A 25,811-nucleotide genomic window follows, 5' to 3' on the forward strand; every position below is an offset into this window, starting at 1 on the left:
ATTATAAAATGAGTATATAAAACTTGTACTTTTATAATGTATAATACATATGGGATTGAAATTCAGGATAACGGGGCATGTATTATGAACTTTGTTTACATTAATCAAAATGTTTTAAATAATCTTCTATATATTTTAAGTAGTATATTTGTTTTTTATTTTATTTATGATAGTGGATACTTTAGGAAGAAATATAAGAAATTGCTTATCATTCTTTGTACGAGCATCCCACTAATTTTATGTATGCGGTACCCCATCTATATGGATGAAAATTGTATTCACGATTTAAGACAAATCCCCTTTTTAATTGGTACACTTTATGGTGGATTTCCTGTCGGTATTGCATTACTCATGATTTTATTAATAACACGTTTTATGTTTTATGGTTTTAGCCTGTTAACAATCATTGTGTATGGAATGATGTTAATAATTACAGTATTCGCATCATCAAAATTTAATACATACAATAGAAAAATGAAAGTAGCTTCATCCATATTTTTAACTTTTTTCCTTGCATTGTTTACAACAGTAATTGTTTTAACTCTATCGGATTTTGAAGTGAATAATTTGTACATTATTTATTTCATTCTATTACCAACTATTTTAATATTATTTATGGTCTATTTTAATGAAGTTTTAAAAGATGCAATATGCATGCGATCAAAATTAATAAAAGTTGAAAAAATGGAGATTGTCAGTCAACTCGCTGCAAGTATTTCACATGAAGTACGGAACCCTTTGACGGTTGTAAAAGGATTTACACAACTTTTAAAAACACCCAATATAACTCAACAATCCAGAGATGAATATATTGAACATATACTTGAAGAGTTAAATCGTGCACAGGCAATTATTGATGATTACTTAACTTTTGCCAAACCTGCTTCAGAAAAACTAGATCGTATTTCAGTTGAGCACGAGTTACATCGAGTTATTAAAATGATATTGCCTTTATGTAATATGAATAATATTAATATTACACAAGAGTTCTCTGAGGGAATAATTATTGGTAATACACAGCACTTCCATCAATGTTTTTTAAATTTAATAAAAAACAGTATAGAAGCAATGCCAAGTGGCGGTAATCTAATTATATCTGCAACTGTTAATAATAATAAGGTCATAATACGGATTCAAGATAGTGGAATTGGAATGTCGCAAGAGCAAATTAACCGATTTGGCGAACCATATTTTAGTACAAAAACGAAAGGTACTGGTTTAGGAACAATGGTTGCTGTAAAAATTATCGAAACGATGCGAGGCACATTGAAAATCCGAAGTGTTATAAATAAAGGAACTACTTTAACAATCACATTACCTAAATGTAGTAATGAGGAGATTTCGTATAATAAATGAAAAAGGAGCTATTAAGCTCCTTTTTCATTTATTACGATACAAAAAGTACCTACTATGTTTTTTAAGTTTACATTTTGTAGAGACTAATTAGAAATTAGTATCCTCAGCCCCAACAGCTGCATCCAACAATTATTAATAAAATAAATAACACAACTAATAAAGCGAAACCTCCACCAAAACCACAAGAACCACCGAAACTCATGTTTTTTCCTCCTTTTGGTTTGAAAACTAATAGGTAGTTGATTTTTTTAACTGGTTCGTATTATACAGTATGTGTATCTCCCATTTTTGAGCATGTCTTCATAAAAATTAGTAAAAGCACTCTATTGAGAGTGCTTTAAAATGGGTACCAGAAACTTTGGAATACATTCAGCTTTAAGTAAATTGCAATAACCAAAATGATAATACCAACAAAAAGTGTGATGTAATCCTCCTTTTGTGCGTTCTTTGCATAGTACCACGTTCGTTTATCCTTTTTTCCAAAACCTCTTAAATCCATTGCATTTGAAACAGTATCAATCCTTTCTAATGAATGAATAATAAGTGGCCAAAAAATTAAAACACGGTTTTTCATACGAATCCACAAGCTCGCTTCTCCTTTTTCAAAAGGTACGCCTCTTGCTTCCTGTGCGTGTCTAATGATTATATATTCAGATTGAATGCTTGGTATATAACGCAGTGCAATATTTATTGCATATGTAATTTTATAAGGAACAGCAAATTTATTTAAGCTGCTCACAAATTCACTTGGATGAGTTGTATAAATAAAGAGAAGTGTAAATGGTAATAACGTAAAATATTTCAATGAAAGTGTAGCTGCATAAAATAAAGTTTCATATGTAATTGTTGCATAACCTATATAAAAAAAAGAGGTATACGATCCCGTTAATTCCGATCCATGGGTGGGCGTAATAAAAAGAATCATAACGGAATTTAATAAACTAAATGTAAATATAACGCTGAAAATAACTATTATTTTACGCAATTGAATTTTTGCAATTAAGAGGCCGATACATCCAACAATAAATAAAATTAGCAATATACGAAAATCAAAAAATAAAAAAGTAAGTGTCATACAAAATATAAATATAGATAATTTAATTGCACCATCCATACGATAAAAATACGTATTATGCATATTCCTCCCTCCTATTAGCCTCAATATAGAGTTTCACAAATGTTTCTGGAGTTGGAATTCCGCTTAATTTAGCTAGTTTTATTAATGAAATCTCCCGTAGATTAGCTCTTTGTAACATTTCTTGATCCCCTAAAACAGCAGATACAGTATTGTCCGCAATAATTTTCCCTTCATGCAGAACTACCGCTCGATCTGCATATTCTAAAGCAAGATTCATATCGTGTGTGATAATAATAAAGGATATGCCCCTTCCAGCCAATTTTCTAATAAACGACATAAACTGTTTGTAATGGTAATAATCTTGTCCAGCTGTCGGTTCATCTAATACAATAATTTTTGGGTTTGTTATAAGTACAGATGCAATAGTAAGCCTCTTTTTTTGTCCATAGCTTAATGCCTGAATTGGCCAGTTACGAAATGGATATAATCCACAAATTCTTAAAGCTTTTTCGACTCTTGTCTCAATCTCATCTTTAGAAACCTTTTTTAATTTTAATGAATATGAAACCTCTTCTAAAACAGTAGGCTGTGTAATCATTTGATTTGGATTTTGCATAACGTAAGAAATAACTTCCCCGCGTTTACGAATAGACCAAGAATTTATATTTTCTCCATCGAATGTTATTCTCCCATTCTTTGTTTTATTTATTCCTATAAGAGTATGAGCTAATGTCGATTTCCCTGCTCCATTATGACCCAATAACGCTACTATTTCTCCCTCTCCTATTGAAAGGTTGATATCTTCTAAGGCTGTATGTTTGTTATTGTACGTAAATGATAAATTTTCTATCTTGCATAAAGCTTTTTTAATATATTTATTTTTTGATGAAACTTGCTTCTGCATCCAGTTTTTTAATAGGCTATGAACGCCTGCATTACGAAGATTTTCAATTGGAAATACCCTAACATTATTACTGTCAAAATTTAATTTCTTTAGCGCCTCTATATAAATAGGTTCTCTTAGTCCGATATTTGGTAATATATTAGAATTTAAAATACTATCCGGTGAACCAATGGCAATAACTTCTCCCTCGTCTATTAAAATAATTTTATCTAAATCAAGGTTTAAAATTTCTTCTATTCGATGTTCAATAATTACAATTGTTTTATTATATTTCTCATGTATATTTTTAATAAGTTCTATTGTATTCAAACTACATGCAGGATCCAAATTAGCTAACGGTTCATCAAATAATAATATATCTGTATTTGTCGTTAGCAGACCTGCAAGAGAGACTGTCTGTTTTTGGCCTCCTGATAATTCATGTGGACTTTGTGTATGAAAGTCCTGCATGCTTACCTTGTTTAAAGAATCCGTAACAATCTTTCTCATTTCTATTTGATTTACACAATCGTTTTCTAATGCAAATGCTACATCCTCTTCGACAGTAAGACCTATAAATTGTGAATCTTGATCTTGTAATATTGTCCCTACGTGTTTACTCTGTTCAAAAACACTACCTTTTCTCGGGTCCTTTCCAGCTATTAAAATGTTACCGGTACTTATCCCTTCGTAAGAAAATGGGATTAGCCCATTTATACAATGCGCTAATGTTGACTTACCTGAACCACTTCGTCCAGCGATAAGTACCTTTTCCCCAGGATATATTTGAAATGTAATATTTTTTAAAGTAGGCTGCATGGCATGCCTATATTGAAAGGTAAATTGTTCAAAAGAAATAATTGGTTGCATGTATTCATCCCTACTTTTCAATTTTTAAATGTGTATGTTTCTTATTTGATTTCGCTAATCCGATCGTGATTGGTAAGCCAAGAACTAAAAATACGATAACGTCTGCAATTGTTGCGCCTAGTACTTGTATAACTATTTTGTCAAACGGTTCTCCCATCCCAATAATATCGAATGCTCCAGCAAATATAATAGCAATGACAATACCAATTAACCCTGCAATTGCAAAATAAGAAATATCACGGTTATTATACGTTCCATGTTTTACACTAAAACCAACTCTTTTTTGTATGAGTCCCATTGCAAAACCAATAATACCTGAACTAATAACCCATCCCCACCAAATACCCCAACCAGCGATCGTATCTGTAACGGTATGACCGATGAGTCCTATTAAAAGTCCTGCTACCGGGCCAAATAACGCTCCAAAAACTGTTAAAATAGCCAATGCGGGTTTAATAAATGTATTCGGTGCGATAGAAAATCCCCAAAGCCCTAATACCCCGTATAAAGCTGCTCCAATTCCAATAGCTACTACTAGCTTTGTCGTTAATTTGTTCATTACAATTCCCCTCTCGTATTATTCAACTTTTAATACTCTATATTTCTTTTGAAAATAAATTATGCATCGACACTTCCTTTCTATACAACAAAAAATGACCTCTTAAATAAGAGGTCATTTTCTTTCACGTACAAGAATCCCCTTATCTTTCAAAAGACACATAATGTCCTCTGCGGAATTAGCACCTTCCTATGTAATTACATAGGGGTTGCTGAGGCTTCATAGGGCCGTTCCCTCTACCTCTCTGGATAAGTATTAATTTGTAATTCGTATTATGGCACTAAGAAAGATAAATTTCAACACTTTTCTAATTATTTTTATTTTTTATTAAATAGTGCATTCAAATCATTGTATTCTTATCGGAATTATGAAATAATAAATTCAAAATTGTTACAGGGGGGAATGTATGATGAAAGTAATTGGTTTAATTGGTGGGTTAAGCTGGGAATCTACATCACTATACTATAAACATATTAATACTCTAACACTCTCTCAATACGATCAAAATGCGAAGCTAGTTTTATATAGTATGGATTTTGGAGAAGTAACTACTTTATTACAAAACCATCAATATGAAGAAGTGAAAAACAAATTAGTCACAGTTGCTAAAAAGGTTGAAAAGTCCGGGGCGGAATGTTTACTAATGTGTTCAAATACGGTCCATTTATTTGCTGAGGAAGTAGAACAAGCAATATCAATCCCACTTCTTCATATCGGTGATGTAAGTGCTAAAGAAATGGTAGAACAGAATATAAAACGTATCGGACTATTAGGAACAAAACAAACGATGGAACAAGATTTCTATACATCAAGACTAGCAAAATATAACATTGAGACAATTATCCCAAATGACGAAGAAAGAACTTTTATCCATCACGTCATATTAAACGAATTAAGTAGAGGCATTATTTCAGGAACTTCAAGAGAGAAACTAATACAAATTACCAATTCATTAATTCAAAACGGTGCGGAAGGTATATTACTAGGCTGTACTGAAATACCATTGCTTATTTCCCAAAATGACCTTACTGTTCCTGTTTTTGATACTGCTTTTTTACATGCAAATACTGCTGTACAATTTGCTGGATAATAATATAAAAGCATAAAGGTAGATCCTCTATGCTTTTATATTGTCCGAACTATTTATTTAAAAGAGCATCAATAACTGCAATGGCTCTTTTGGAACCGCCACACTCTAAAAAACTTTCATTCAGTTTTCGAATGCCATGTTTATACTTTTTATTTGAAAGAACATCTGTTACCGCCTCTTTTAAAGTTTGCACATTAACATGCTCTTTCAATAATCTATGTGCTGCCTCAAGCTCAGTTAATCTTTGCGCTATCATAGGTTGATCTTTATCATGTGGTATTATCACAAATGGGACATTGTAATAAATTGCATCGTGCACACTATTCATTCCACCATGTGTAATAAAAACATCTGCTTCACTTAATATTTCTGATTGAGGTACGTAAGGGGCTATAATAAAGTTGTCTGGTGCTTGCTTAATTTTTGAAATATCATTTCTATCACCGATCGCCATTACTACAATCCCTTCGAAATTTGAAAAAGCATCAATACAAGTATTAAAAAATGGTTCGAGCCCTTCAAGAAGTGTTCCCATTGAAATATAAATAACTTTCTTTTTTGAAAGCAATTCAAGTGGAAACTTTGCATTTGTTTTGCGCTTTATAATACTCGGTCCAATAAAAACATTGTTTTCTCCGAACGAATCGCTATTAGGTTGAAAATAACGACTTGTATACACGAGACTAATATCTCCCTTATTATGCATAAATTGAAGATTATTTTTGGGCTTTACTCCAAATTCATGTTCCATTTGATACAGTAACTTTTCAGAGAGTTCATCGGGTTGGAATTGTATTTCTGCATTTGGATGAAAAGGCAAGGTTTCCAATAATTCTGGTGGAATTAAAAATATAGGAGAGGAAACTATGCCTGGAACTTGTAAATATTCCTTTACTAACTCTCCGGCACCAAATATATCATAAACTACGAAATCAAAATTTATGCTTTTACATAATTCTTTCGTAATTTCTAATATATATAAAGAAGTTTGAACATGTACATGAAAGAAAGATTTTAATCCATATGAAGTTTCATTATCAATAGAAATCTCCTTTAATAAATCCGGATGAGTATGTACAATAGCCCCCAAAACTTCAAGCCTTTCCTTAAAGTTTTCCGTTGTAATATAGTGTACGTTATCTCCTCTTTCAGTAAAGGCCTTTACTAAACTTAATGTAGGATTTACATGTCCCTCTGCAGGAAAATTAATTATTAAAATATTCAACACGTATTTCTCACTCCTTACAATTCAATGTTCTTATTAATCGTACTGTTATTATTACAAGCAATCTTCCTCTAATAGTCCCAATATGCTTACTACTTTAGGTTGATAAATAATTATCAGTCATCGGAAAAGGCATCTACATAAGTAGATGCCTAACTGTGATAAGGAGTGTTCTGTGAGGTTAGGATAAGCTTTTCTGCTTGTCCTATGCTATCAATATATGAATTATTTTATAAAACGTGAATAGTTAATAGAATTATTTTAACCATTTTATTTGATCAAATGGATAATATACCATTTTCACTTTACCTATTACATGTGACTCATCGATAAGTCCAAGTGTATTCCTACTATCTTTACTATGATTTCGATTATCACCTAATACAAATAATTTATGCGAGGGAACTTTCATTTCTCTAAAGTTTGAAAAATGATTTGATACTTGTGACATATCTAACTGTATATACAACTCATCTCGCTTTTTACCGTTAATATATACCACATCGTTTCTTAATTGTATGTTATCCCCTGGTAATCCAATAATTCGTTTCACGTAGTATGTAGGCTCGTCTTCTTTTTTTATTATTACAACATCACCATGATGAAAAGAAGAAAAATAAACACTAGCCTTATTAACTAGTATGCGATTATTTTCATTCAAAGTAGGTTGCATCGAAATTCCCTCTACCATACAAAATAAAAATGACTTATTAATAATAATAATTCCTATTATAATTAAAATATAGCTACATATTTTTCTCCAATCTTTTAGAATCAATTGCTTCATATATACCTCATTTCTAATCTATTCGTATGTAAAAACGTCTCTAGTTCATATAAATGCCAGAGACGTTTCGTATATTTTAATTCTCCTTAGAGTCATCTATTTTTGGTGCTTCGCCAGTTAATCGCTTATTTTTTAAATCAAAATAAGCATCTAAAACTTCTTTTCCAATATCAGAGTTAATACCAGACTTATCATTTATAACCCATGGTACTACAACGGAAAATGCTACTTCTGGATCATCATATGGCGCATATCCTGCTAATGTTAAATTATAGCATTCTCTACGATTGCCTTTCTCATTTCTCCCAATATCACTTTCTCCACCGTATACAGTCTGTGCAGTTCCTGTTTTTCCAGCTGGTTTATAGGGTGCTTTTTGGAACGCCCTTACTCCCGTTCCATCCCCTTCTTGGAATACTTTCCTAAAGCCTTCTTTTACTTGATTGATATATTCTTCTTTCATATCAATTCTATTTAAAACAACGGGTTCTATTGATTGTACTACTTTACCGACCTCATCTTTTTGAACGGTTTGTTCTCTAATTTCTTGAAGAATTTGTGGTTTCATACGATACCCGCCATTTGCAATAGTTGAAATATATTGTGCAAGCTGAAGTGGTGTATACGTATCATACTGACCAATAGAAAAGTCTAATAAGAAACCTGGCTGATTATCTTTTCTCCCAATTTGCCCCGCTGTTTCATTCGGTAAATCAATACCTGTTGGAACACCTAAACCAAATTGTCTGAAATAATATCTCATCTTATCAAAGTATTCTTGTTTAATATCTAGTGAACTGTTCTTTACATAATCCACACCGGCAATTTTTAATGCTGTGTTAAACATATAAACGTTAGAGGAAACTTGTAAAGCTCTTAGGTCATCTATATCTCCAAAATCTTTCCATGACTTTTTCTCCTTAGTTCCTTTAAACTTCATAGGTGCATCATAAAAATGTGTTCCCGGTGTTATAGCTTTTGTTTCAAATCCGGTTAATACTGTAGCACCTTTAACAGTTGATCCAAGCTCGTATGAACTTGTCAGCGTACCTAAAGCGTAATCTTCTACTTCCATTTTCCCATCTTTTTCTACAAGTCTTTTCCCAGCCATCGATAATACTTGGCCGTTTTTCGGATTCATCATTACAACGAAAGCACGGTCTAACATTGATTCTGAACCTTTATATGCCTTTAATATTTTTTCTATACTCTCTTCTACTTTTTTCTGTAATTCCATATCAATTGTTAACGTTAAATTCTTGCCGCTTTTCCCTTCAGAAACTGTCTCCGTTCTAATTGTATTACCTTGTTTATCAGCAATACTTCTTACTTTTTCTTTCGTGCCATGAAGTACATCTTCGTATTGCTGTTCGATGTAACTTTTCCCGACCCGGTCATTCCGGCTATACTCCCGCACTAAATAATAATCTAATCGTTCACGTGGTAATCCCTCATCAGCATTCGAAACATTTCCAAGGACTGAACGGAATAAGCCATCATTTACATAGAGCCGTTCCCAATCAACTGATGCGTCAACCCCAGGGAGATTTGCTAAATTTTCGCTAACCACAGCATATTCCTTTTCACTAACATCTTTTTTTATAATTTGAGGTACCATTTGATAACCTGAAGTCATTTTACTTTTAATAGCTAACACTTCTATGTCTTTTGCTGTTAATTCTTGAAGATTTTTTTCTGTAACTCGCTTTCTTTTTAACTCTTCTATTTTTTTGTCTAACTCTTTTCCGTTAATATCCTTTACTCTAAACTTATCTATTTCTTTTTTAGATACTAAATCTTGAGTAAGTTTTGGATTTAACTGCATCCAAAAATCTTTCTTATCCGTCTCGGTTAACTTATCTATATCTTCTTGCGGCATTTCAATTATTTCTGCAAGTTGTCTTGCAGTTTTTAGCATTTCTTCCGATTTTACACCTTTCACCTTTGTATATGTAATCGTACGTAAAGACTTATTGTCCACCACTGAATTCCCTTCACGGTCATAAATTTTGCCGCGTGGTACTGTAAGACTAACAGTTGCATTCTCTCTTTTTTCTACTTCATTCTTATATGTTTCTCCATCGAAAATTTGTACTTTACCTAACTGGATTATAATTCCAGAAAATAATAAAAATACGCAAAAGAATAAAATATTTAACCGTATAGGTAGGGCTCTACCACTCTTTTTCTCTTTCTTTTTCACCCTGTCATAATCTCCTCCTTACAACATTTTTAATATTTTTTAGCTCTCTATATTAAAAGTAATGTACAATTTCCACACATTACTTTGTACGTATATTAATATAACGTTTAAAACTTAATAGAAATTAAAACAAATATAAAGAAAAAGTAAAGTTTACTAAATTAAATATAAAAATACCCAAGAACAAAAGCTTAGCTTTGTTCTTGGGTATTAAGTATTTTAGGAGTTAATATTAGAACGTATTGAAATACATCTATCATCACAATTTGATAGAGATTGTTTACTCTGAATTTTCGGCAAGTAAATAGTTACAGTTGTCCCGACGCCAACCTCACTCATTATACTTATTGTTCCTTGATGACTTTCAATAATTTTATAACTTAACATCAATCCAATACCGGTACCCTTTTCTTTCGTACTATAAAAAGGTTCACCTAATCTTTTAATTCTTTCTTCAGGTATTCCTATTCCTTCATCTATTACACTAATAATGACACCATTTTTATGTATTTCTTTTATATGGATTGAAATTTTCCCACCATCTAGCATTGCTTCAATTGAATTTTGCAAAATATTAATAAATACTTGTTTCAATTGATTTTCTGAGCATTCAATGATTATCTCCTTGGAATCTGTAAATAGTTCAACTTGAATATTTGTCATGATTGCTTTTGTATTAATTAGTGATACGACATTTTTAAAAATTTGATAAATATTTTTCTTTTCTGTATTTATTTCATCAGTTTTAGCAATCGACAAAAACTCTTGGAGGATTGCTTCTATTCTTTCTATTTCGGAAAGCATAAGGTCAAAATATTTTTCTTGATCTTCTTTATTAATTTGGAATAACTGTATAAATCCTTTAATTACAGTTAATGGGTTTCTCACTTCATGAGCTACACCGGCTGCCAATTGACCAATTGCCGCAAGTGTATCTGATTTATTTAGCAATTCTTCTGCCTTTTTCCGCTCTGTAATATCACGTACAATAATCATAATTTTATCTTGTAATAATGGTAAACATCTAGCTTCAAAGAAATCGATACTTCCATTAAGTGTTAGAGGATATTCTACAATTACATTCTTTCCTTCTTCTTTCAATTGGCGAATTGCTTCTTGAAATTGCTGCGCTACTGCAGATGGTAATATTTCGTAAAACTTCTTTCCCATAAAAGCTTCTGCGGGTACGTAAAATTTTGTAGGAGATCCTGCTTTATAATCTATAATTGTCCCATCATCTTCTGTTAAAAAACATAAATCTGGTAAAGCTTTAAAAATTAATTCTAATTCAGAAGTTTGTTGTATTAATTGCTCTTCTATCGCTTTTAAATGTGTAATATCTACACCAACAGCCCAGTAACTAAATCCTTTTACAGGAAACTGCTCTGATATATTGGACCACATTATCGTTTTAATTTCTCCATTTTTACATGTTAAACGCATTTCCCAATCTCTAAAATTTTTTCCGCAAGTCAAAAATTTATTTTGTATTTGATTGCGATAATTATGGTCAGGATACAGTAATCGAAGTGCGTCTGGATTTCCAATTATTTCTTCAGAAGTATAGCCTGTTACAATCTCACATTCTCGATTCCACAAAACAAAATCTCCATTGTAGTCAAGCGCATCAACCATAACGGGCATATTTTGTAAGATCGTATGTAATTCTTCCTCTTTTCGAGAAAGTAACGATGTATTTTGGGTTTGAAATACTTTTTTTTCCCCGTCTATAATGAGGTTAGAAAGCATTTCGAAATATTTTTTACAATGGAAGATTTCGCTTTTTTCGGACCATACAACAAAAGACCCTAAATATTGATTGTATAAGAAAATGGGGATTTCAATTTTGGGAAGTTTACATACTTTCATTTCATTAATTCCAAATGAAAATATACATTCGTTTTCAGCATCAAGAAGTTGATGTGATATGTTGGTTAAATTATAAAATTGTTCTGCCATGGTTTCTATTGTACTCACATCAATAAGTTCCATTAGCCGCGCATTCATCCCTTTTTCACCTCTATATGTAAAATTTATACAAATTTAAAATTCATACTTCTCCATTATACGAAGAAAGTGTGCATAGGTATATAGCTGTAGAATAATTATTCAAACAAATTCTATTTTTCAATTAAAAACAGAAAATTATATACGTATGAAGTGAAACTTAAATCAATAAGTGTTATTTATCCCTCATACATTATTAGCCACACGAATCGTGATTATATAAACAGTGCGAATCTCACTTAACCTCCTTACGTCCACCAAGTTTTCATATGTGAGTCTTACGCGCCACTAGTAGCGGTATTAAAACACAATAAAAGTAAAGTTCATAAAATTTTCACAATTAATATGAAAATTATAAACATTTATTCCAATATATTCTATATAATGGAGTGTAATAAGGCTTCTATGAATATCATAGAATACCTTACCCCTAATAAAAAGAAAAAAAGAATCCTACTTGGATTCTTTTTTTCTTTTTATTACATTACAAATTTATATAAAGCGTGTGCAACACCATGTTCTTCATTTGATAACGTCTCGTACTGACAAATTGCCTTTATTTCATCTACTGCGTTCCCCATCGCAATTGATATGTTTGCTTTTTCCATCATCGATACATCGTTTAGCCCATCACCTATCGCTACAGTATTTTCAACTGGAATATTCAGATGTTCTGCTAAAGTATATAATCCATTTCCTTTTTGAGCGTCTCGGTGATTAATCTCTAAATTATGCCAATACGAAGATGTAATTGCTAAATCAGTATTATGCAGAAACGCTGCTTTTAACTTTTTTAATTTTTCTATGTCATAAGAAAATGGTAAAAGCTTATGCACATGTATATCAGTTTCTACAATTGGTTTACAACTTTTCGCACTATGAAACGCTGTATGCTCAAGGTATAAGGCTGCGATTGTTTCTAACTCTTTCAAGTCGAAATTTTCTTTTGAATTCTTCACATATTCAATCTCATTACGCACACTCTCTACTCCATAATCTGGTACATATACACCTTTATTAGTATAAAGCTGATAATATAAGCCATTCTCTTCAAGATAGTCTACAATCTCAAGTGCCTGCATATTTTGAATTGGATATCTCTTCATCATTTTTTTATCTTTATATATAAGTGCACCATTTTCCGCGATAATTGGACAATCTAAATTAACTTCTAACAACAATCGTTCAATGTCGACGATAGAACGTCCTGTACAAATTGCAACAACATGACCAGCTTCCTGACATTTTCGAATTGCTTCTGCATTTTCTTTACTAATCATTTTATTCCCCGAAAGAAGAGTTCCATCTAAATCAATTGCGATTAATTTCATTATTTCTTCACCACTTTCTATAAATACACGAGTTCTTATTAAACGAAAGGTATCGTTTTCATACTGATCTCGTGAAGTACTCCTTATTTATAATTTATGAAAAGCGTTTCAGGTCAAGAAATAATTCAAAATAAAATCAAAAGCTTTTCTTTTTAAAGAAAAGCTTTTGATTTTAAACTATGAACTATAACTAATATATTTTGTCTCACACATGTACACATTCTTTTCTTCAGTTGGGACATATATTATAAACTTTTCTAAACGTTTTCCGTAAACATGAATTGTGACAACGCTTTCATTTTCGGATATTTCAAGAATATGACAATCAGCTGGTGGAATGACTTTATCTGTTTCGCCTTCTCCCAAATAAAGATTTCCTGTATGCGTTAAATAAACAAGTGAATTGTCAAGCTGCTTAGTTTGTATAAAGTTCTGCACCATTATCCTTCCTGTAAAAACGCCTTCTACTCCCCATGTACCATCATGATCATGTAAAGGAGTAGATTGTCCATCTTTCCATACAAGAGCTAATACTTCAAAACGATTTAAAGGATCTTCATATAACAAGTGTCGTGCATACTGAGCCGAATTCGCCTTCTGTTTTTCTAACGGAAGCCATGTTTTCTTTTCTAAAAGTTCTTCTAGTAATTTTTCAATTTCACACACGATTTGTTCTTCCAATAAATCACCATCTATTAAATCAGTTACAGCTTTAATAAATGTTTGAAACGTTTTACTCCCATTGCACGTTAACATAAGCATCCTCCTCTACTCTTTTTCCACACACCTCCATACTATAAAACACATTAAAATTTTACAATTGAGAAATAAAAAACAAGGTACAATACAATGTACCTTGTTGAACGTTTTATTGAGTTTTTAAGCGAATAGGTAAGTGTTTTAAGGTTTGTTCATTTTCCAATATACATTTTTCTAAATTGAAAGATGGAGCTAACTCTATTTTTTCAAAAGCATTTATAAAGGTACTTAATGCAATCTCAGCTTCTAAACGTGCAAGTGGTGCCCCTAAACAAAAGTGAGGCCCTTTACCAAAAGTTAAATGCTTTTCATTTCCTGTTCGGTGTAAATTAAACTTAGAAGCTTGTGAGAATTTTTTCTCATCTAAATTTGCTGCACTAACCCACGCAACAATCATCTGATCCTTTTTCATTAAAGGTCCAAATATATTTGTATCTTCTGTAATCCTCCGAGCTAATGTAACAGGAAATCGATAGCGTAACACTTCCTCAATTGCTTTTGAAACTAATTTAGGCTCTTTACTTAATTCTTTATAAATTCCAGGTGAATCCACTAAAAAACAATAAAAGCTATTTATTATTAAATTTGTAGTTGTTTCATTACCAGCCGCTAATAAACCTAATGAAAAAGTTACAATTTCTTCATCAGTTAATCTTTCACCTTCATATTCAGCTCGTATTAAATCTGAAATAATATCATCGGTCAAATGATATCTTTTTTCTTGAACGATTGGAAGCAAATACGTTTTAAATTCATTTAACGCAATTCCTTTTTCTACATCCAAATCGTTAAATCTTTCTTTACTATATGGCATAAATAAAATATCAGACCATTCTTTAATTTTTTTACGGTCAGTTGTTGGCACTCCTAATAAATCGGATATGACGGTAACAGGTAAAGGTGCAGCAAACTCTTCAACGATATTAACCTCACTATATTTTCCTATATGTTGTACAAGTTCATTTGCGATAGACTGTATTCGAGGTCTCCACTGTTCTAAACTTCTTGGAGTAAATGCTTTAGAAACAATTGAACGTACATTACGGTGTTCTGGCGGATCTGTAGAGTTTATATTTATTCTAGTTTCTAAAGGAGGGATTGAGAATTGTCTCCGCTCCCTTCTACTTGAAAATAAGCGATAATCTGATAAAACTCGATTTACATCATTGTATAAAAAAACATTCCATACATCCTGCTCCTCATCATAATGAACCGGATGATTCTCCCTCATAAATTGATACCACTCATACGGATTCCACAATTCTTCTTTTGTTTTCAGCTTTGAAATTTCATGAACTAAAATCACATTTTCAGGCGAAGCCATAGTTCTTTCCTCCCTTTTCTTTTACAATAAAAGTGTTCGGTCGGTAGTTCAAAGTTGTATAATCTAACATATGTTATTTTAACATATGTTAAAGAAGATTTTTTATTGGAGAACTTGAGAAATATATAAGGGGGATTTTTATGTACGTTGATATTTTACTACTAGCTGAATTAACGACAGGACCAAAACACGGCTATGAAATAAAGAAAAATATTCAAAATCGGTTAGGTGAGAATTTCGAATTAAATCATAACACACTTTATCCCGCTCTTCGGCGCTTCGAAAATATGGGTGCTATAACGAAAAAAATACATAAACAAGTCGGAAAGCCAAACCGAAATATGTACGACATAACTGAAACAGGGGAAGAAATTTTTTATGAAATACTAAGAGAGTTTCCTGAAAAAATTGCGACAAATAATACTGAATTCCTTGTGCGTATCGCGCTCTTCGAAAAACTTGATTACGAGGCTAGAAAAGAAATTTTGACTACGCGCCAAAACGTGCTTCGAGAACAACTTACAGCCATCCAATCCCTTGACGTTGTCTCACCTTTTATTACAGAAGTTGTTGAATTTACTAAATCACGTATTGAACATGAATTACATTGGATTATATCTCTTATGAAGAAAATATAAAAAATAACAAGAAAAGTAAAAAATAATGAATGAAAATGAGATTTATTATCAATACTATAATTAATAAAAGGGCAACCTCGATTTGGCTACCCTTCAAAAATTTATATTTCTGGATCGAAAGTTTTGCAATCTGTTTCTTCCGTTGTAGATGCGTGTTTACCTTTATGACTTACTACATAAATTGCATCTGCACTACATTTATTACCGTTAGCCCAAAATTTACAGTTGTTTACTTCACATAAAACGTCTTGTGCCATAGTATCACACCTCCTTGTTCTATTATCATTAACAAAATTCGGAGGTATGATACTCTTTGCCATGCATTTTTTATTACCTTTTTAGCTTCTTAATAATTCTATATCTCCTCGTACAATAGCATCGATATTTTCTGTTATCTTCTCAATGTCAAAATGCCACCATTGTATTTGCAATAATTCTTCTATTATTGCATTTGAAAATCTCTCTTTTATTTTATTTGCAGGGTTTCCACCAACAATTGTATATGGTGCGACGTCTTTAGTCACAACAGATTTAGCTGCAATTATTGCACCATCTCCTATTTTAATTCCGGGCATAATCGTTGTATCCATACCAATCCAAACGTCATTTCCTATAACTGTATCTCCTTTATACGGTAAATCAGACAAATCCGGTGTGAATTTCTCCCAGCCATTCCCAAAAATATTAAAAGGATACGCCGAAAATCCATCCATTCGATGATTCGCTCCGTTCATAATAAAGGTAACTCCAGATGCAATACAACAAAACTTTCCAATAACGAGACGATCTCCGATGAATTCATAATGATATAATACTCGATCTTCTAATGTTTCCCCCTGTTTTGCATCATAATAAGAATAGTCACCAACAAGTATATTAGATTTCGTTATTGTATTTTTTATAAAATGAACGCTTTGATTTCCTTCAATTGGATATTTAACATTTGGATTAGGATTCATGTTGCACAGCACTTCCTTTACCATTCATTTCACTTTCTACTGCTATTACTGGCTTTAAATTGTATATAGGTAAAATAAACAATAATCCAATAACAAATAGTAGAGCCGTCCCCTCATACATCGTACCTAATGAAAACATCTCCTTTAATGAACCAGCTATACTCATCGTTACTACCATTGAACCGGTGAATAGTGGACTTAAAATGCCATTTACTCTACCAATAAAATCCGTATCACTATTTTGGATAATAAGTGTATTTATCCCTATTTGAATACACGGTAGGGCTAAACCACTAAAAAGTTGTGCTGTAAGTGTCACCCATAAATTTGTGGAGTAACCTATAATACCAATACCAATTGCCTGACCAAGCATACCGATAATTAACATCTTTTGCGGGGCCACATTTTTCGCAAATACCATCGCTAAAGCTCCGCCAACAATCATCCCCGCACCATTGACTGTTAGTAACCATTGTAAGCTCTCTTTTGATAACCCTAGTTGTTCTGTCACAATAAATATTCCAAGCGGCTGAATAAGCCCTATACCTAGTCCAGCTGCCATAAAACAAAACCCTAGCAAAGTTAATGTTTTTTTCTTTTTTACATATTGAATACCATCAATCATTTCCCGTAATAGAGTTATTTCTTTTTTCTCTGCTTCGTTTTCAAGATCTTTCGGAAGAAATAACAATACAGCTGCCGCAAGTAAAAATGCGATACCTGTTATGATGATTGAAATATAGATTCCAAAACTGTGAAAGATAAATGTTCCAAGAATCGGCCCTAACACCATAAATATTGCAAATATCGTTTGATATATAGACATTGCTAATTGAATTTGTTCCGTTGACAAATGCTGTTTAAACAACTTCATTCCAGAGGGCTGGGAAAACTGCGAAAGGATTGCAGAGATTAGCGTCACAAAAAACACGATTTTCCACGTTCCAAACATAAGAGTAATTAATACAGCGAATACTGAAATAGCACTTAACGTTTCACACCATATCATTGTCCTCTTCGGCTTCCACCTATCAGCAAAAGTTCCACCAATGAATGAAAAAATAAAAATTGGGGCGAATTCAGCAACTGAAATCATTGATATAGCGAAAGCATCACCTTTCGTCATTTCCATAACATACAATAATACCGCAAAGTTTCGAACCCATATTCCTATTTGTAAAAATAATGCTGATGCAAGAATTCCCTGTACAAATCGATTTTTTAAAACTTGTGATACCCCATGATTTTGTTTCGTTTCTGCAGTCGTTGACATAAAAAAGCCTCCTATTTCGCATACTGAACAGGAGGCAGCACAAACTATATGAAAAGACTATATTTTCACGACGTGAAATACATCCCTTTTCTATAAAAATGTACATACTAATCCTATTCAGAAGAATATTTCGTTTTTGTAACGAAGATCTTTTAAAATAGAATTAGTTGATCATTGGGATGTTTTCACCCTTCCGTTTCGAATTTAAATAACACATACATACTCTATGTAAAACATTTTCAATGTATGCATGTCTCATTTTAACTATTCTAGAAAGTCAAAGGCAATTCCTCTAAAGAACGCATTAAATAATTGCCTTGCCATTTAATGTCTTCACGATCGCCTTTTATTTGTAATTCAGGCATCCGTTTAAATAGAGTAGTAATAGCAATCTTTGCTTCTAACCTAGCAAGTGGAGCTCCTAAACAAAAATGGCTACCATGTCCGAAAGCAATGTGACGGTTATTCTCACGTGTAATATCAAATACTTCTGGGTTTTCAAATACTGTTTCATCACGGTTTGCTGAAGCTAATGCGATAATAACCATATCTCCTTTTTGGATTGTTTGCTCGTGAATTTGAAAAGGCTCAGCTGCCCATCTTGCAGTTGTAACCTCAACGGGAGAATAATATCGTAATCCTTCTTCAATAGCTGAATCAATTAATTTTGGGTTATCTTTTAATAACTGTAATTGATCAGGATCTTCAAGAAGTGCTAATACCGTATTTGTAATTAAATTCACCGTCGTCTCATGGCCCGCTACGATAAGTAACATAATCATGGAATATAGTTCCGGAGCACTAAGTTTATGTCCTTCACTTTCTGCAAGTATTAAAGCACTGACCAAATCCTCTTTAGGATCTTGTCGCTTTACATCAACTAAATATTGAAGATATGTAATAAATTCAGATAGTTGCTTTTCAGTTTCTCTTATTTCTTCTGGCGTTTCTGGAGAAGCGATGACAGCATGAGACCAAATTCTAAATTTCGCTTGATCCTCTTTTGGAATTCCTAGCATCTCGCTAATTACAATAATCGGTAATGGGAATGAATAATCATCCACAAGATTTAATGTACCTTTTCGCTCTATCTCACTTATTAAATTATCCGCTATTCTCTGAATTCTTCCGTCTAATTGTGTAATCATCTTCGGTGTAAAAGCTTTTTGAACTAAAGATCGTAAACGACTGTGGTTAGGTGGATCTGAATTTAACATGTGCGTAGTTAAATGATCACTATTGTCAACGGAAAGATACATATTCTTTGTATCTTGAGGAAACACATTTGCCAGATCTTTTTTTAAGCGATTATCTTTTAAAAGTGGCAGAGCATCTTCATATCTTGTAATAAGCCACTCCGCACCTAATTCATTTTTATTTACAAATAGGACAGGTTGCACTTTTCTTGATTCTTTATAAATTTCATAAGCATCTTCTTTAAAATGAGCTGAAGCTAAATTAATACCATCTTCTATTCTTAGTCCAACTTTATTTTTCATTGACATTGTATTCCCTCACTCTCATTTTTTTTTGAAAACCAGCCAACATTTGCATTATACTCTAATAAAAACGTGAAAATTGTAAATTTTTAATCAAAATCTTACTTCCTATATTGAAAAATAAAAAAGTGAGAAAGTATAATCTTTCTACTCTCTCACTCTTCTTTATGCAAAGCACATAAAATTACTAATTTGTTGATATCGGTAACTTACTTTACGACGTCGGCCACCTTGCCAAGTGTATCCCGAGACTCCGTTTCTTCTAACTTCTGTCGGAAAGAACCATAAGTCTCTTCCGAAAGGCCCAGGACGATGTAAACGTAAATATCCCCATCTTCCTAAGCAGTTACACATCCATGATTTCATATTGCCAGCTTGTGCAGGCGAAGCAAATGTTGACGGTAAAGACGGAGCTTGTGATGGTGGTGGTGACGTTGGCGCATCTTCCGCATCATCTGGTCGATAATCTTCTAGTTCAACCTCTCTAACTTCGATATCAGGTTCATATCCGTATTGTTGTGGATTATAATACATTGTTTGATCATATGGATAGTTTTGTTGGTTATACATATTAATAAATCACCTTCTTTTCATTCATTACCTTTAACATTCATATGTGATATGACACCTATAGGAAGCTTATGTATAGCCCAAATTCAACTAAAAAAATAAAGCTTGTAGTTTTAAAACTACAAGCTTTTTCATAAACGGAATGTATTTATTATTTTCTCAACTTCACACTATAAAAACGCATTTCTTCTAGTGAACCTTCAAATTCAAATGTATGTTGTTTAACTAATGCTTTCAAGCGATATTCTAAAAAGGTATCCCCCACAAGTTGTTCGACATGGCCAAGCACTTCCCCAATTACTCTCGGGGCTTTAAGGAAGTCTTTATCCGCACCTATTCTTTTTGCGCATTCAATCATAAATGGATCAAGATAGTCTTCTTTCACTGAATGTACTTCATTGTCTTTCCAAATTCTTAATAACTCTGTACTATTCGATAAACTATCCCATTCATGTTCAAACTTTTCTCTAGTCTCTTTAGTTAAATATGATAACTCTACAGAATTCCTTATGAAAGTAGCTAAACTTTCGGGCGGCAATTCACCCGTTCCACGTATATCATACTCTTGTTTTAATATTTCTCTGCTCGCTTCAGATGTATTAATTATACGAATATTTTTCTTATCTTTTAATTGAGCCATTACAAAACAAAGGCCTACATGTTCATGTGCGTTATTCGCCTTCCAGATGGTAATTGGTGTTTCATTTGGAATAGAATGTAGTTCTTCTAAAGTTTCCATAAAATTCATTAGATATTCTTCTTCAAAATAACCATCATAAGTAGTTAGATTGTTTAATAACCATTGCTGTCTTGCTAGTTGCCCTTTATTCGTATGTAATTGGTGTATCGGTCCAATTGAAAAGAATTCAGAGAATGAAACAACACTCTCTTCAAATAGTTCTTCTTGACTTAACATATGTTTTAAACATCCGCCTGTTGATTCATCGAAAGTGATATGAATATGTGTACTTTCTTTTACATTTCTTTTATAGGATATATCATTCGTCAGCTGCTTAGGTATACTCATCAAGTGTTTAATCGTATCTTCACTATAGTTCTCTTCTAATAAATCTAATTGTATAAGGAGACTTTGCAGTAAATGTTTCGCTTCATCCTCATACATTTCATCGACAACATTTTTAATTTTATCTATCATGTAAATCCCTCTATTCATTACTAAAATAACGTAAGTTATAGTGTATCATATATTTTCACTTGATTATTACTAATAAAAACGTAAGAGATAAAAAAGACAAAGAGGAATATATAAAATAGTATCCATTCTAGCAAAGTGTGTATCTTTTTTCGTTTAAAGATACCCAAATAATGAAACTCACCAATTACTCTAATGAAAAACACAATCATACAAATCCAGGAACCCGTTTGAACTATTACATGAGGAACTGCAAAATGAACAACATTTGCTTGTTGTAATAAAATTATTGCTGCCATACTATAGTAACACAATGAATAATGTCATTCTTCCACGAGGCGTAAACGCTTTTTCTCCACATTTAGTTGGAATAACACTATTTATCCCCTACCTACCTCCGAAGGCCCAATAAACATGCAAAAAACTAACTAAGAATAATATACAAGCATATATATAATAAGTATTTTTTCTCCCATTATTTTATTGAAGTCCCTATCTTTAAAATATGCTATAAATCCCTCATTAGCAACCTATATTTAATTACATAAAAAACCCCTTAATGATTAATCGATTTTAAGATAAATCATTAAGAGGTTACTAAATTTCATTATGCATTATATCTACTTCTTCGGCGTTCCATTCTTGTTTGCCCTTGAACAGTGCCTTCACTGTATTGCTCTATTTGCTCTGTCATTTCATATTTCGCAACTGTTTCTTCGTAATTACGCTCATGAACTCTTTCTGGTGTTTTATGTTTAGATACTTTTCCACGAAATTTAAATAATTTCAATTTAAGTTTCGGTAATCTTGGAAGACGAATCTTAAACGATAGCCTTTTACGATTCTTTTTTTGCTTAAATAAATTATTATTTTCTTTATTAGTGCCTTTCTCTTTACGGTGTATTAACATCGCAAGTAATCCACCTAATATAAGTCCTCCAACTAAAAGGAGAATATATAAGTAATGGCCTGTCATTAAACTCATCATACGCTCAAGTATGATTAATGACTGTACTTCTTTTATATCCCATAGTAAAGCGGCCCATAATGAAAATAATCCCAAAGTAAGCCCGTATGTACGAAATCGGAATAAACATGGAATTAACGCAATGCAAGCAGCGATTTTCGCGTTCGCTATTATTGAATTTGTTGAAATATCCTGATTCCAAATGACTAACAGTAATGTAATAAATGGTGCATACGCTATCCAGCTACATATTCGTGAGTACATCTTTTTAGCAAAGTAACTTCCAAAACTAGTGAAAAATAATAATCCTCCAATAAATAACGATTGTTCTAAAGGGACTTGCTTCATAACACCTGCAACCGGAAAGAGGCCGCTCAGTATCATTAATAGCACATCTAATTTCTTCACAATTCCCCATTCCTTTCAAATTTTTTTCAGTTTCGCAAAATATAAAGTTCATCATATTTGAAAAACCTTTGTGATATTTCTAAAAAACATCTTAATCCCGAAAGTAAATAAAGTAAATATGAAAACGAAAATATACATGACAAAGCATAGCTATATTTACAATAAAAAATGACAAATCCTGCTTATTATTACTAACAGGATTTGTATACTATTATTTATATTAATATCAATCCATTTTCTTTTTCCATAATTATTACATCTTCATCTAATTCGTCATTGAATTCTTTAAACTCCCTTGAATCAATATCAGTAGTATAATTTTTAATTAATTTAGCCATATGCATTACATACGTATTATAAATATTTTGTTCTGAGAGCGAGGTTGATTTACAGCACATGTAATGTATCATTTTGGCGATTTCTTCTCTCTCTTCAGATTTTACACCAAACGGGATAATTTCGAGTATGTACTGCTGTGTTATCTCATTACAATTTAATTCGTATGCAGCCGTACTATAGTAAATTCCCAGTTGATCTACAAATAATCTCGTTTCATCCATAACATACTTTTGGTCTCTAACAATATAATTCGGTACATCTGAGTTAGTATTAATTCTAATTATTTTTATATCCTCTTTAAAATTTGAGATTATTTCAGGTGAAACCTCAATGTTAACGCTTTTATTTCGCAAATCTTCTATCCAATGTTTCCTCATATTTGCATCTACAACAAAATAAACTTCTTTGTTTTGTTTATGTGCATCTTGTAAAATTTCAACTAATGTCTCTGACAGAAATTGTTTAAAGTGGGCTCCTATATCATTCCTTTTTGATGGTTGTGGTAAAAACACTTTATTATTACCTATATTTAATAAAGTATGATCAATTGTACCCCATTCTTCTTGACCATATAATTTATATAATATTTCTCTCCCATTTATTTTTGAAAAAATAGGTAAGAAATCATATTTAGACATTTTTTCAACTGATAAATTTACAATTATACCTGGTAATTTTATCTTATTCCAACTACGCTTCAAGAACCCCTTTTGTTCTAACAAACTAAGAATAGCGGTAATAATTTCTTTTTTAGATACACTTTGTCCAATAAATAAATTAATAAAAGCTGAAATACGTTGCGTTCGAACGAATCCTTCCCTAATAATTTGCTTTGGATTAATTTTTTCACGGCCATTAAAAGTTTTTAGTGCAATTAATGCTAGTTTCATTCCATTTTGCTCTCCTGCTGTAGCATGTACCGCTTTTACAACATCGTCTACAAGTTCCTTTTTATTTTTATGGCTATATTGCATTCTATATGGATTTTGTAATACTTTTTCAATGTTATATCTTACTATTTTTAACAACACCGGATAATCCGCATTTAATACATAGGAGGAATCTCCATTTTGCGCTAAAACTATTTTGCTATCTAATAACGCTTGCTCTATCTCTATTACTATATCATCTGACCATACTTCTAACGTAATTGAATCTAATTCCTTTGGGGTAATTAAAGGTAATAACTCATTCTCATTATTCGTTAATACACTTTCACATTCTGGAATTAATGTGAAATATGGGAAGGTCAGTTGGAATTCATTTAAAAGCTCCTTTTTTTCTCTTACTTTTATACCAAGTTTTATTTTTGTCCCTTGAACTTTATATATGTTTTCGTTATATGGAAGAAGCACTCTTTTATTTGTTCCTCTAATATACTCTTTTGGACATTGGAGAATGTGTTCTAATTTAACTTCTCCCCCTATCCTATACTCATCTTTTAAATTTCTGAAACGCTTAATCCACTTTATTCCTTTTTCAGCTTGTTGCACTTTTAATTTTACAAATCTTTGCTTTTTCTTATTTGATTCAAATTCAGGAGTTGAAATAAGTATTTGGCTTCGCTTTCGCCCTAAAAGTATAGAAATATCTTTATGGTTATATTGCTGATAAAACCGTCTAATTCCGACTGATACTTTTAATAGTGGACTATTTTCACCTCCACGAGTTATGTATTCAAACCGATATACATAAGCGAAATAATCCTGTGTTTCTTCATCCTTAATTGGCTCAGACATCGCTTCAGAAACATGTTGGGATCGCAGTGGTGAAAAATATACTTCTTCATCATTCTTATTTTTCATACGTAAAGGCTGTTCGCAAAAGATATGTGTAACAAGAGCTGGTACCCATTTAGGAAACGTTTTTTTATCATGTAATACTGGTAAATTACTAATTAAATCATACTGCCATTCTAAATGTGGTTGATCTATTAATTTATTCGGTTTCCAATCATGAATAACTTCATACCAACTTTGAAAAATATAGTCTAACTGTTCTTGTCTCATTGGTTCTTTTGCTACAATCCAAGGTGTATCTTCCTTTAATATATATGGATTATGCTGAATGAATAATATATCAGAAAACATATCATACAATCTTTCATTTACAAGTTTTAACTTACTCGTTAATAAAAATGTTCTATAATGTATCTCTACAATCTCAAGCCATTCAATAGGAAAGTAAAAATACGATACTTTCTCATTATAGAGGGGTTCTACTATATTTTTAAATGTTAATAACCGTAATTTTTCCATATTAGTAATACTTCCTCCCTTAATTAATATTAATCATGAATAATACTAGAAAATTCACCAATATTTTTAAGCATAAACGAATCAAATTTAAACCAAGCATATTTCAGGAATAAATAAATCAAATTATTTAAATAATACATTATAAAACTGAATTAATAAAAAGTTACCCTTAAACATATAACTACCTCCTTATGTTATTTTTTATATTACAAAATCATTATAATAGATTATTTTGTTTTATATCTATAATTCACAAAATATTTACATAAATAAAA

22 protein-coding genes, 1 pseudogene and 1 riboswitch are annotated in these 25,811 nt (G+C 31.9%); of the genes and pseudogenes, 3 read left to right on the forward strand and 20 right to left on the reverse strand.

Features of this window, described 5'->3' with window-relative positions; genetic code table 11:
• The first annotated feature begins 36 nt into the window (after positions 1-36).
• Positions 37-1,356, forward strand: coding sequence for a sensor histidine kinase (locus LUS72_RS13320; RefSeq protein ID WP_141533396.1), 1,320 nt, complete (start codon positions 37-39; stop codon positions 1,354-1,356).
• 103 nt (positions 1,357-1,459) lie between these two features.
• Here LUS72_RS13320 and LUS72_RS13325 read toward each other — a convergent pair whose 3' ends face one another.
• From LUS72_RS13325 to LUS72_RS13340, 4 genes are all read right to left on the reverse strand, one after another.
• Positions 1,460-1,558: a YjcZ family sporulation protein gene (locus tag LUS72_RS13325; RefSeq protein ID WP_016115012.1), complete on the reverse strand. Its 99-nt coding sequence runs from the start codon at positions 1,556-1,558 to the stop codon at positions 1,460-1,462.
• A 135-nt stretch (positions 1,559-1,693) separates the two neighbouring features.
• The gene (locus LUS72_RS13330) at positions 1,694-2,494 is read right to left on the reverse strand and encodes an energy-coupling factor transporter transmembrane component T family protein (RefSeq protein ID WP_097829313.1); all 801 of its coding nucleotides are present in this window, start codon (positions 2,492-2,494) and stop codon (positions 1,694-1,696) included.
• On the reverse strand, positions 2,487-4,187 hold the full coding sequence (locus tag LUS72_RS13335) for an ABC transporter ATP-binding protein (protein ID WP_097829314.1): 1,701 nt from the start codon (positions 4,185-4,187) through the stop codon (positions 2,487-2,489). Before LUS72_RS13335 ends, LUS72_RS13330 begins: the two co-directional genes overlap by 8 nt.
• Before the next feature lie 10 nt (positions 4,188-4,197).
• Positions 4,198-4,746 carry an ECF-type riboflavin transporter substrate-binding protein gene (locus LUS72_RS13340; protein ID WP_097829315.1) on the reverse strand — a complete coding sequence of 183 codons (549 nt, stop codon included), beginning with the start codon at positions 4,744-4,746 and terminating at the stop codon, positions 4,198-4,200.
• 139 nt (positions 4,747-4,885) lie between these two features.
• Positions 4,886-5,001: riboswitch (SAM riboswitch) on the reverse strand.
• Between the two features lie 151 nt (positions 5,002-5,152).
• Here LUS72_RS13340 and LUS72_RS13345 point away from each other — a divergent pair.
• The gene (locus LUS72_RS13345; RefSeq protein WP_141533395.1) at positions 5,153-5,836 is read left to right on the forward strand and encodes an aspartate/glutamate racemase family protein; all 684 of its coding nucleotides are present in this window, start codon (positions 5,153-5,155) and stop codon (positions 5,834-5,836) included.
• A 49-nt stretch (positions 5,837-5,885) separates the two neighbouring features.
• On the opposite strand, the gene LUS72_RS13350 is transcribed toward LUS72_RS13345, so the two are convergent.
• From LUS72_RS13350 to LUS72_RS13380, 7 genes are all read right to left on the reverse strand, one after another.
• Complete coding sequence (locus tag LUS72_RS13350; protein ID WP_097829316.1) at positions 5,886-7,064, reverse strand: macrolide family glycosyltransferase; 1,179 nt, start codon at positions 7,062-7,064, stop codon at positions 5,886-5,888.
• Positions 7,065-7,317: 253 nt separating this feature from the next.
• Positions 7,318-7,848: a signal peptidase I gene (lepB, locus tag LUS72_RS13355; RefSeq protein WP_097829317.1), complete on the reverse strand. Its 531-nt coding sequence runs from the start codon at positions 7,846-7,848 to the stop codon at positions 7,318-7,320.
• A 76-nt stretch (positions 7,849-7,924) separates the two neighbouring features.
• On the reverse strand, positions 7,925-10,051 hold the full coding sequence (locus tag LUS72_RS13360; RefSeq protein WP_071772640.1) for a peptidoglycan D,D-transpeptidase FtsI family protein: 2,127 nt from the start codon (positions 10,049-10,051) through the stop codon (positions 7,925-7,927).
• Between the two features lie 219 nt (positions 10,052-10,270).
• The gene (locus LUS72_RS13365) at positions 10,271-12,058 is read right to left on the reverse strand and encodes a PAS domain-containing sensor histidine kinase (RefSeq protein WP_141533394.1); all 1,788 of its coding nucleotides are present in this window, start codon (positions 12,056-12,058) and stop codon (positions 10,271-10,273) included.
• Between the two features lie 479 nt (positions 12,059-12,537).
• Positions 12,538-13,389: a Cof-type HAD-IIB family hydrolase gene (locus tag LUS72_RS13370; RefSeq protein WP_097829320.1), complete on the reverse strand. Its 852-nt coding sequence runs from the start codon at positions 13,387-13,389 to the stop codon at positions 12,538-12,540.
• Positions 13,390-13,566: 177 nt separating this feature from the next.
• Complete coding sequence (locus tag LUS72_RS13375) at positions 13,567-14,145, reverse strand: cysteine dioxygenase family protein (RefSeq protein WP_097829321.1); 579 nt, start codon at positions 14,143-14,145, stop codon at positions 13,567-13,569.
• Between the two features lie 112 nt (positions 14,146-14,257).
• A complete protein-coding gene (locus tag LUS72_RS13380) occupies positions 14,258-15,472 on the reverse strand; it encodes a cytochrome P450 (protein WP_264449037.1) in 1,215 nt (404 codons plus the stop codon).
• A 140-nt stretch (positions 15,473-15,612) separates the two neighbouring features.
• Here LUS72_RS13380 and LUS72_RS13385 point away from each other — a divergent pair, with 140 nt between their 5' ends.
• Positions 15,613-16,110 (forward strand): PadR family transcriptional regulator, encoded by a 498-nt coding sequence (locus LUS72_RS13385; RefSeq protein WP_097829323.1) that lies wholly within the window; start codon positions 15,613-15,615, stop codon positions 16,108-16,110.
• 101 nt (positions 16,111-16,211) lie between these two features.
• Here the strand turns inward: LUS72_RS13385 and LUS72_RS13390 are convergent, their stop codons facing one another.
• From LUS72_RS13390 to LUS72_RS13430, 9 genes and pseudogenes are all read right to left on the reverse strand, one after another.
• Positions 16,212-16,367: a DUF1540 domain-containing protein gene (locus LUS72_RS13390; RefSeq protein ID WP_071746091.1), complete on the reverse strand. Its 156-nt coding sequence runs from the start codon at positions 16,365-16,367 to the stop codon at positions 16,212-16,214.
• Between the two features lie 81 nt (positions 16,368-16,448).
• Positions 16,449-17,069 (reverse strand): Vat family streptogramin A O-acetyltransferase, encoded by a 621-nt coding sequence (locus LUS72_RS13395; protein ID WP_097829324.1) that lies wholly within the window; start codon positions 17,067-17,069, stop codon positions 16,449-16,451.
• On the reverse strand, positions 17,059-18,342 hold the full coding sequence (locus LUS72_RS13400) for an MFS transporter (RefSeq protein WP_097829325.1): 1,284 nt from the start codon (positions 18,340-18,342) through the stop codon (positions 17,059-17,061). Before LUS72_RS13400 ends, LUS72_RS13395 begins: the two co-directional genes overlap by 11 nt.
• A 269-nt stretch (positions 18,343-18,611) precedes the next feature.
• On the reverse strand, positions 18,612-19,847 hold the full coding sequence (locus LUS72_RS13405; protein ID WP_264449038.1) for a cytochrome P450 family protein: 1,236 nt from the start codon (positions 19,845-19,847) through the stop codon (positions 18,612-18,614).
• A 159-nt stretch (positions 19,848-20,006) separates the two neighbouring features.
• The gene (locus LUS72_RS13410; RefSeq protein WP_000282706.1) at positions 20,007-20,411 is read right to left on the reverse strand and encodes a hypothetical protein; all 405 of its coding nucleotides are present in this window, start codon (positions 20,409-20,411) and stop codon (positions 20,007-20,009) included.
• Positions 20,412-20,562: 151 nt separating this feature from the next.
• On the reverse strand, positions 20,563-21,567 hold the full coding sequence (locus LUS72_RS13415; RefSeq protein ID WP_097829327.1) for a DUF1835 domain-containing protein: 1,005 nt from the start codon (positions 21,565-21,567) through the stop codon (positions 20,563-20,565).
• 55 nt (positions 21,568-21,622) lie between these two features.
• Positions 21,623-22,017 (reverse strand): annotated as a pseudogene (locus LUS72_RS13420) (DUF3995 domain-containing protein).
• A 154-nt stretch (positions 22,018-22,171) separates the two neighbouring features.
• Positions 22,172-22,939: a DUF3959 family protein gene (locus LUS72_RS13425; protein ID WP_097829328.1), complete on the reverse strand. Its 768-nt coding sequence runs from the start codon at positions 22,937-22,939 to the stop codon at positions 22,172-22,174.
• 215 nt (positions 22,940-23,154) lie between these two features.
• Positions 23,155-25,536, reverse strand: coding sequence for an RNaseH domain-containing protein (locus LUS72_RS13430; RefSeq protein ID WP_264449039.1), 2,382 nt, complete (start codon positions 25,534-25,536; stop codon positions 23,155-23,157).
• Between the last annotated feature and the right edge of the window lie 275 nt (positions 25,537-25,811).

It is taken from the genome of Bacillus cereus (assembly GCF_025917685.1).
Taxonomy (GTDB): Bacteria; Bacillota; Bacilli; order Bacillales; family Bacillaceae_G; genus Bacillus_A; species Bacillus_A cereus_AT.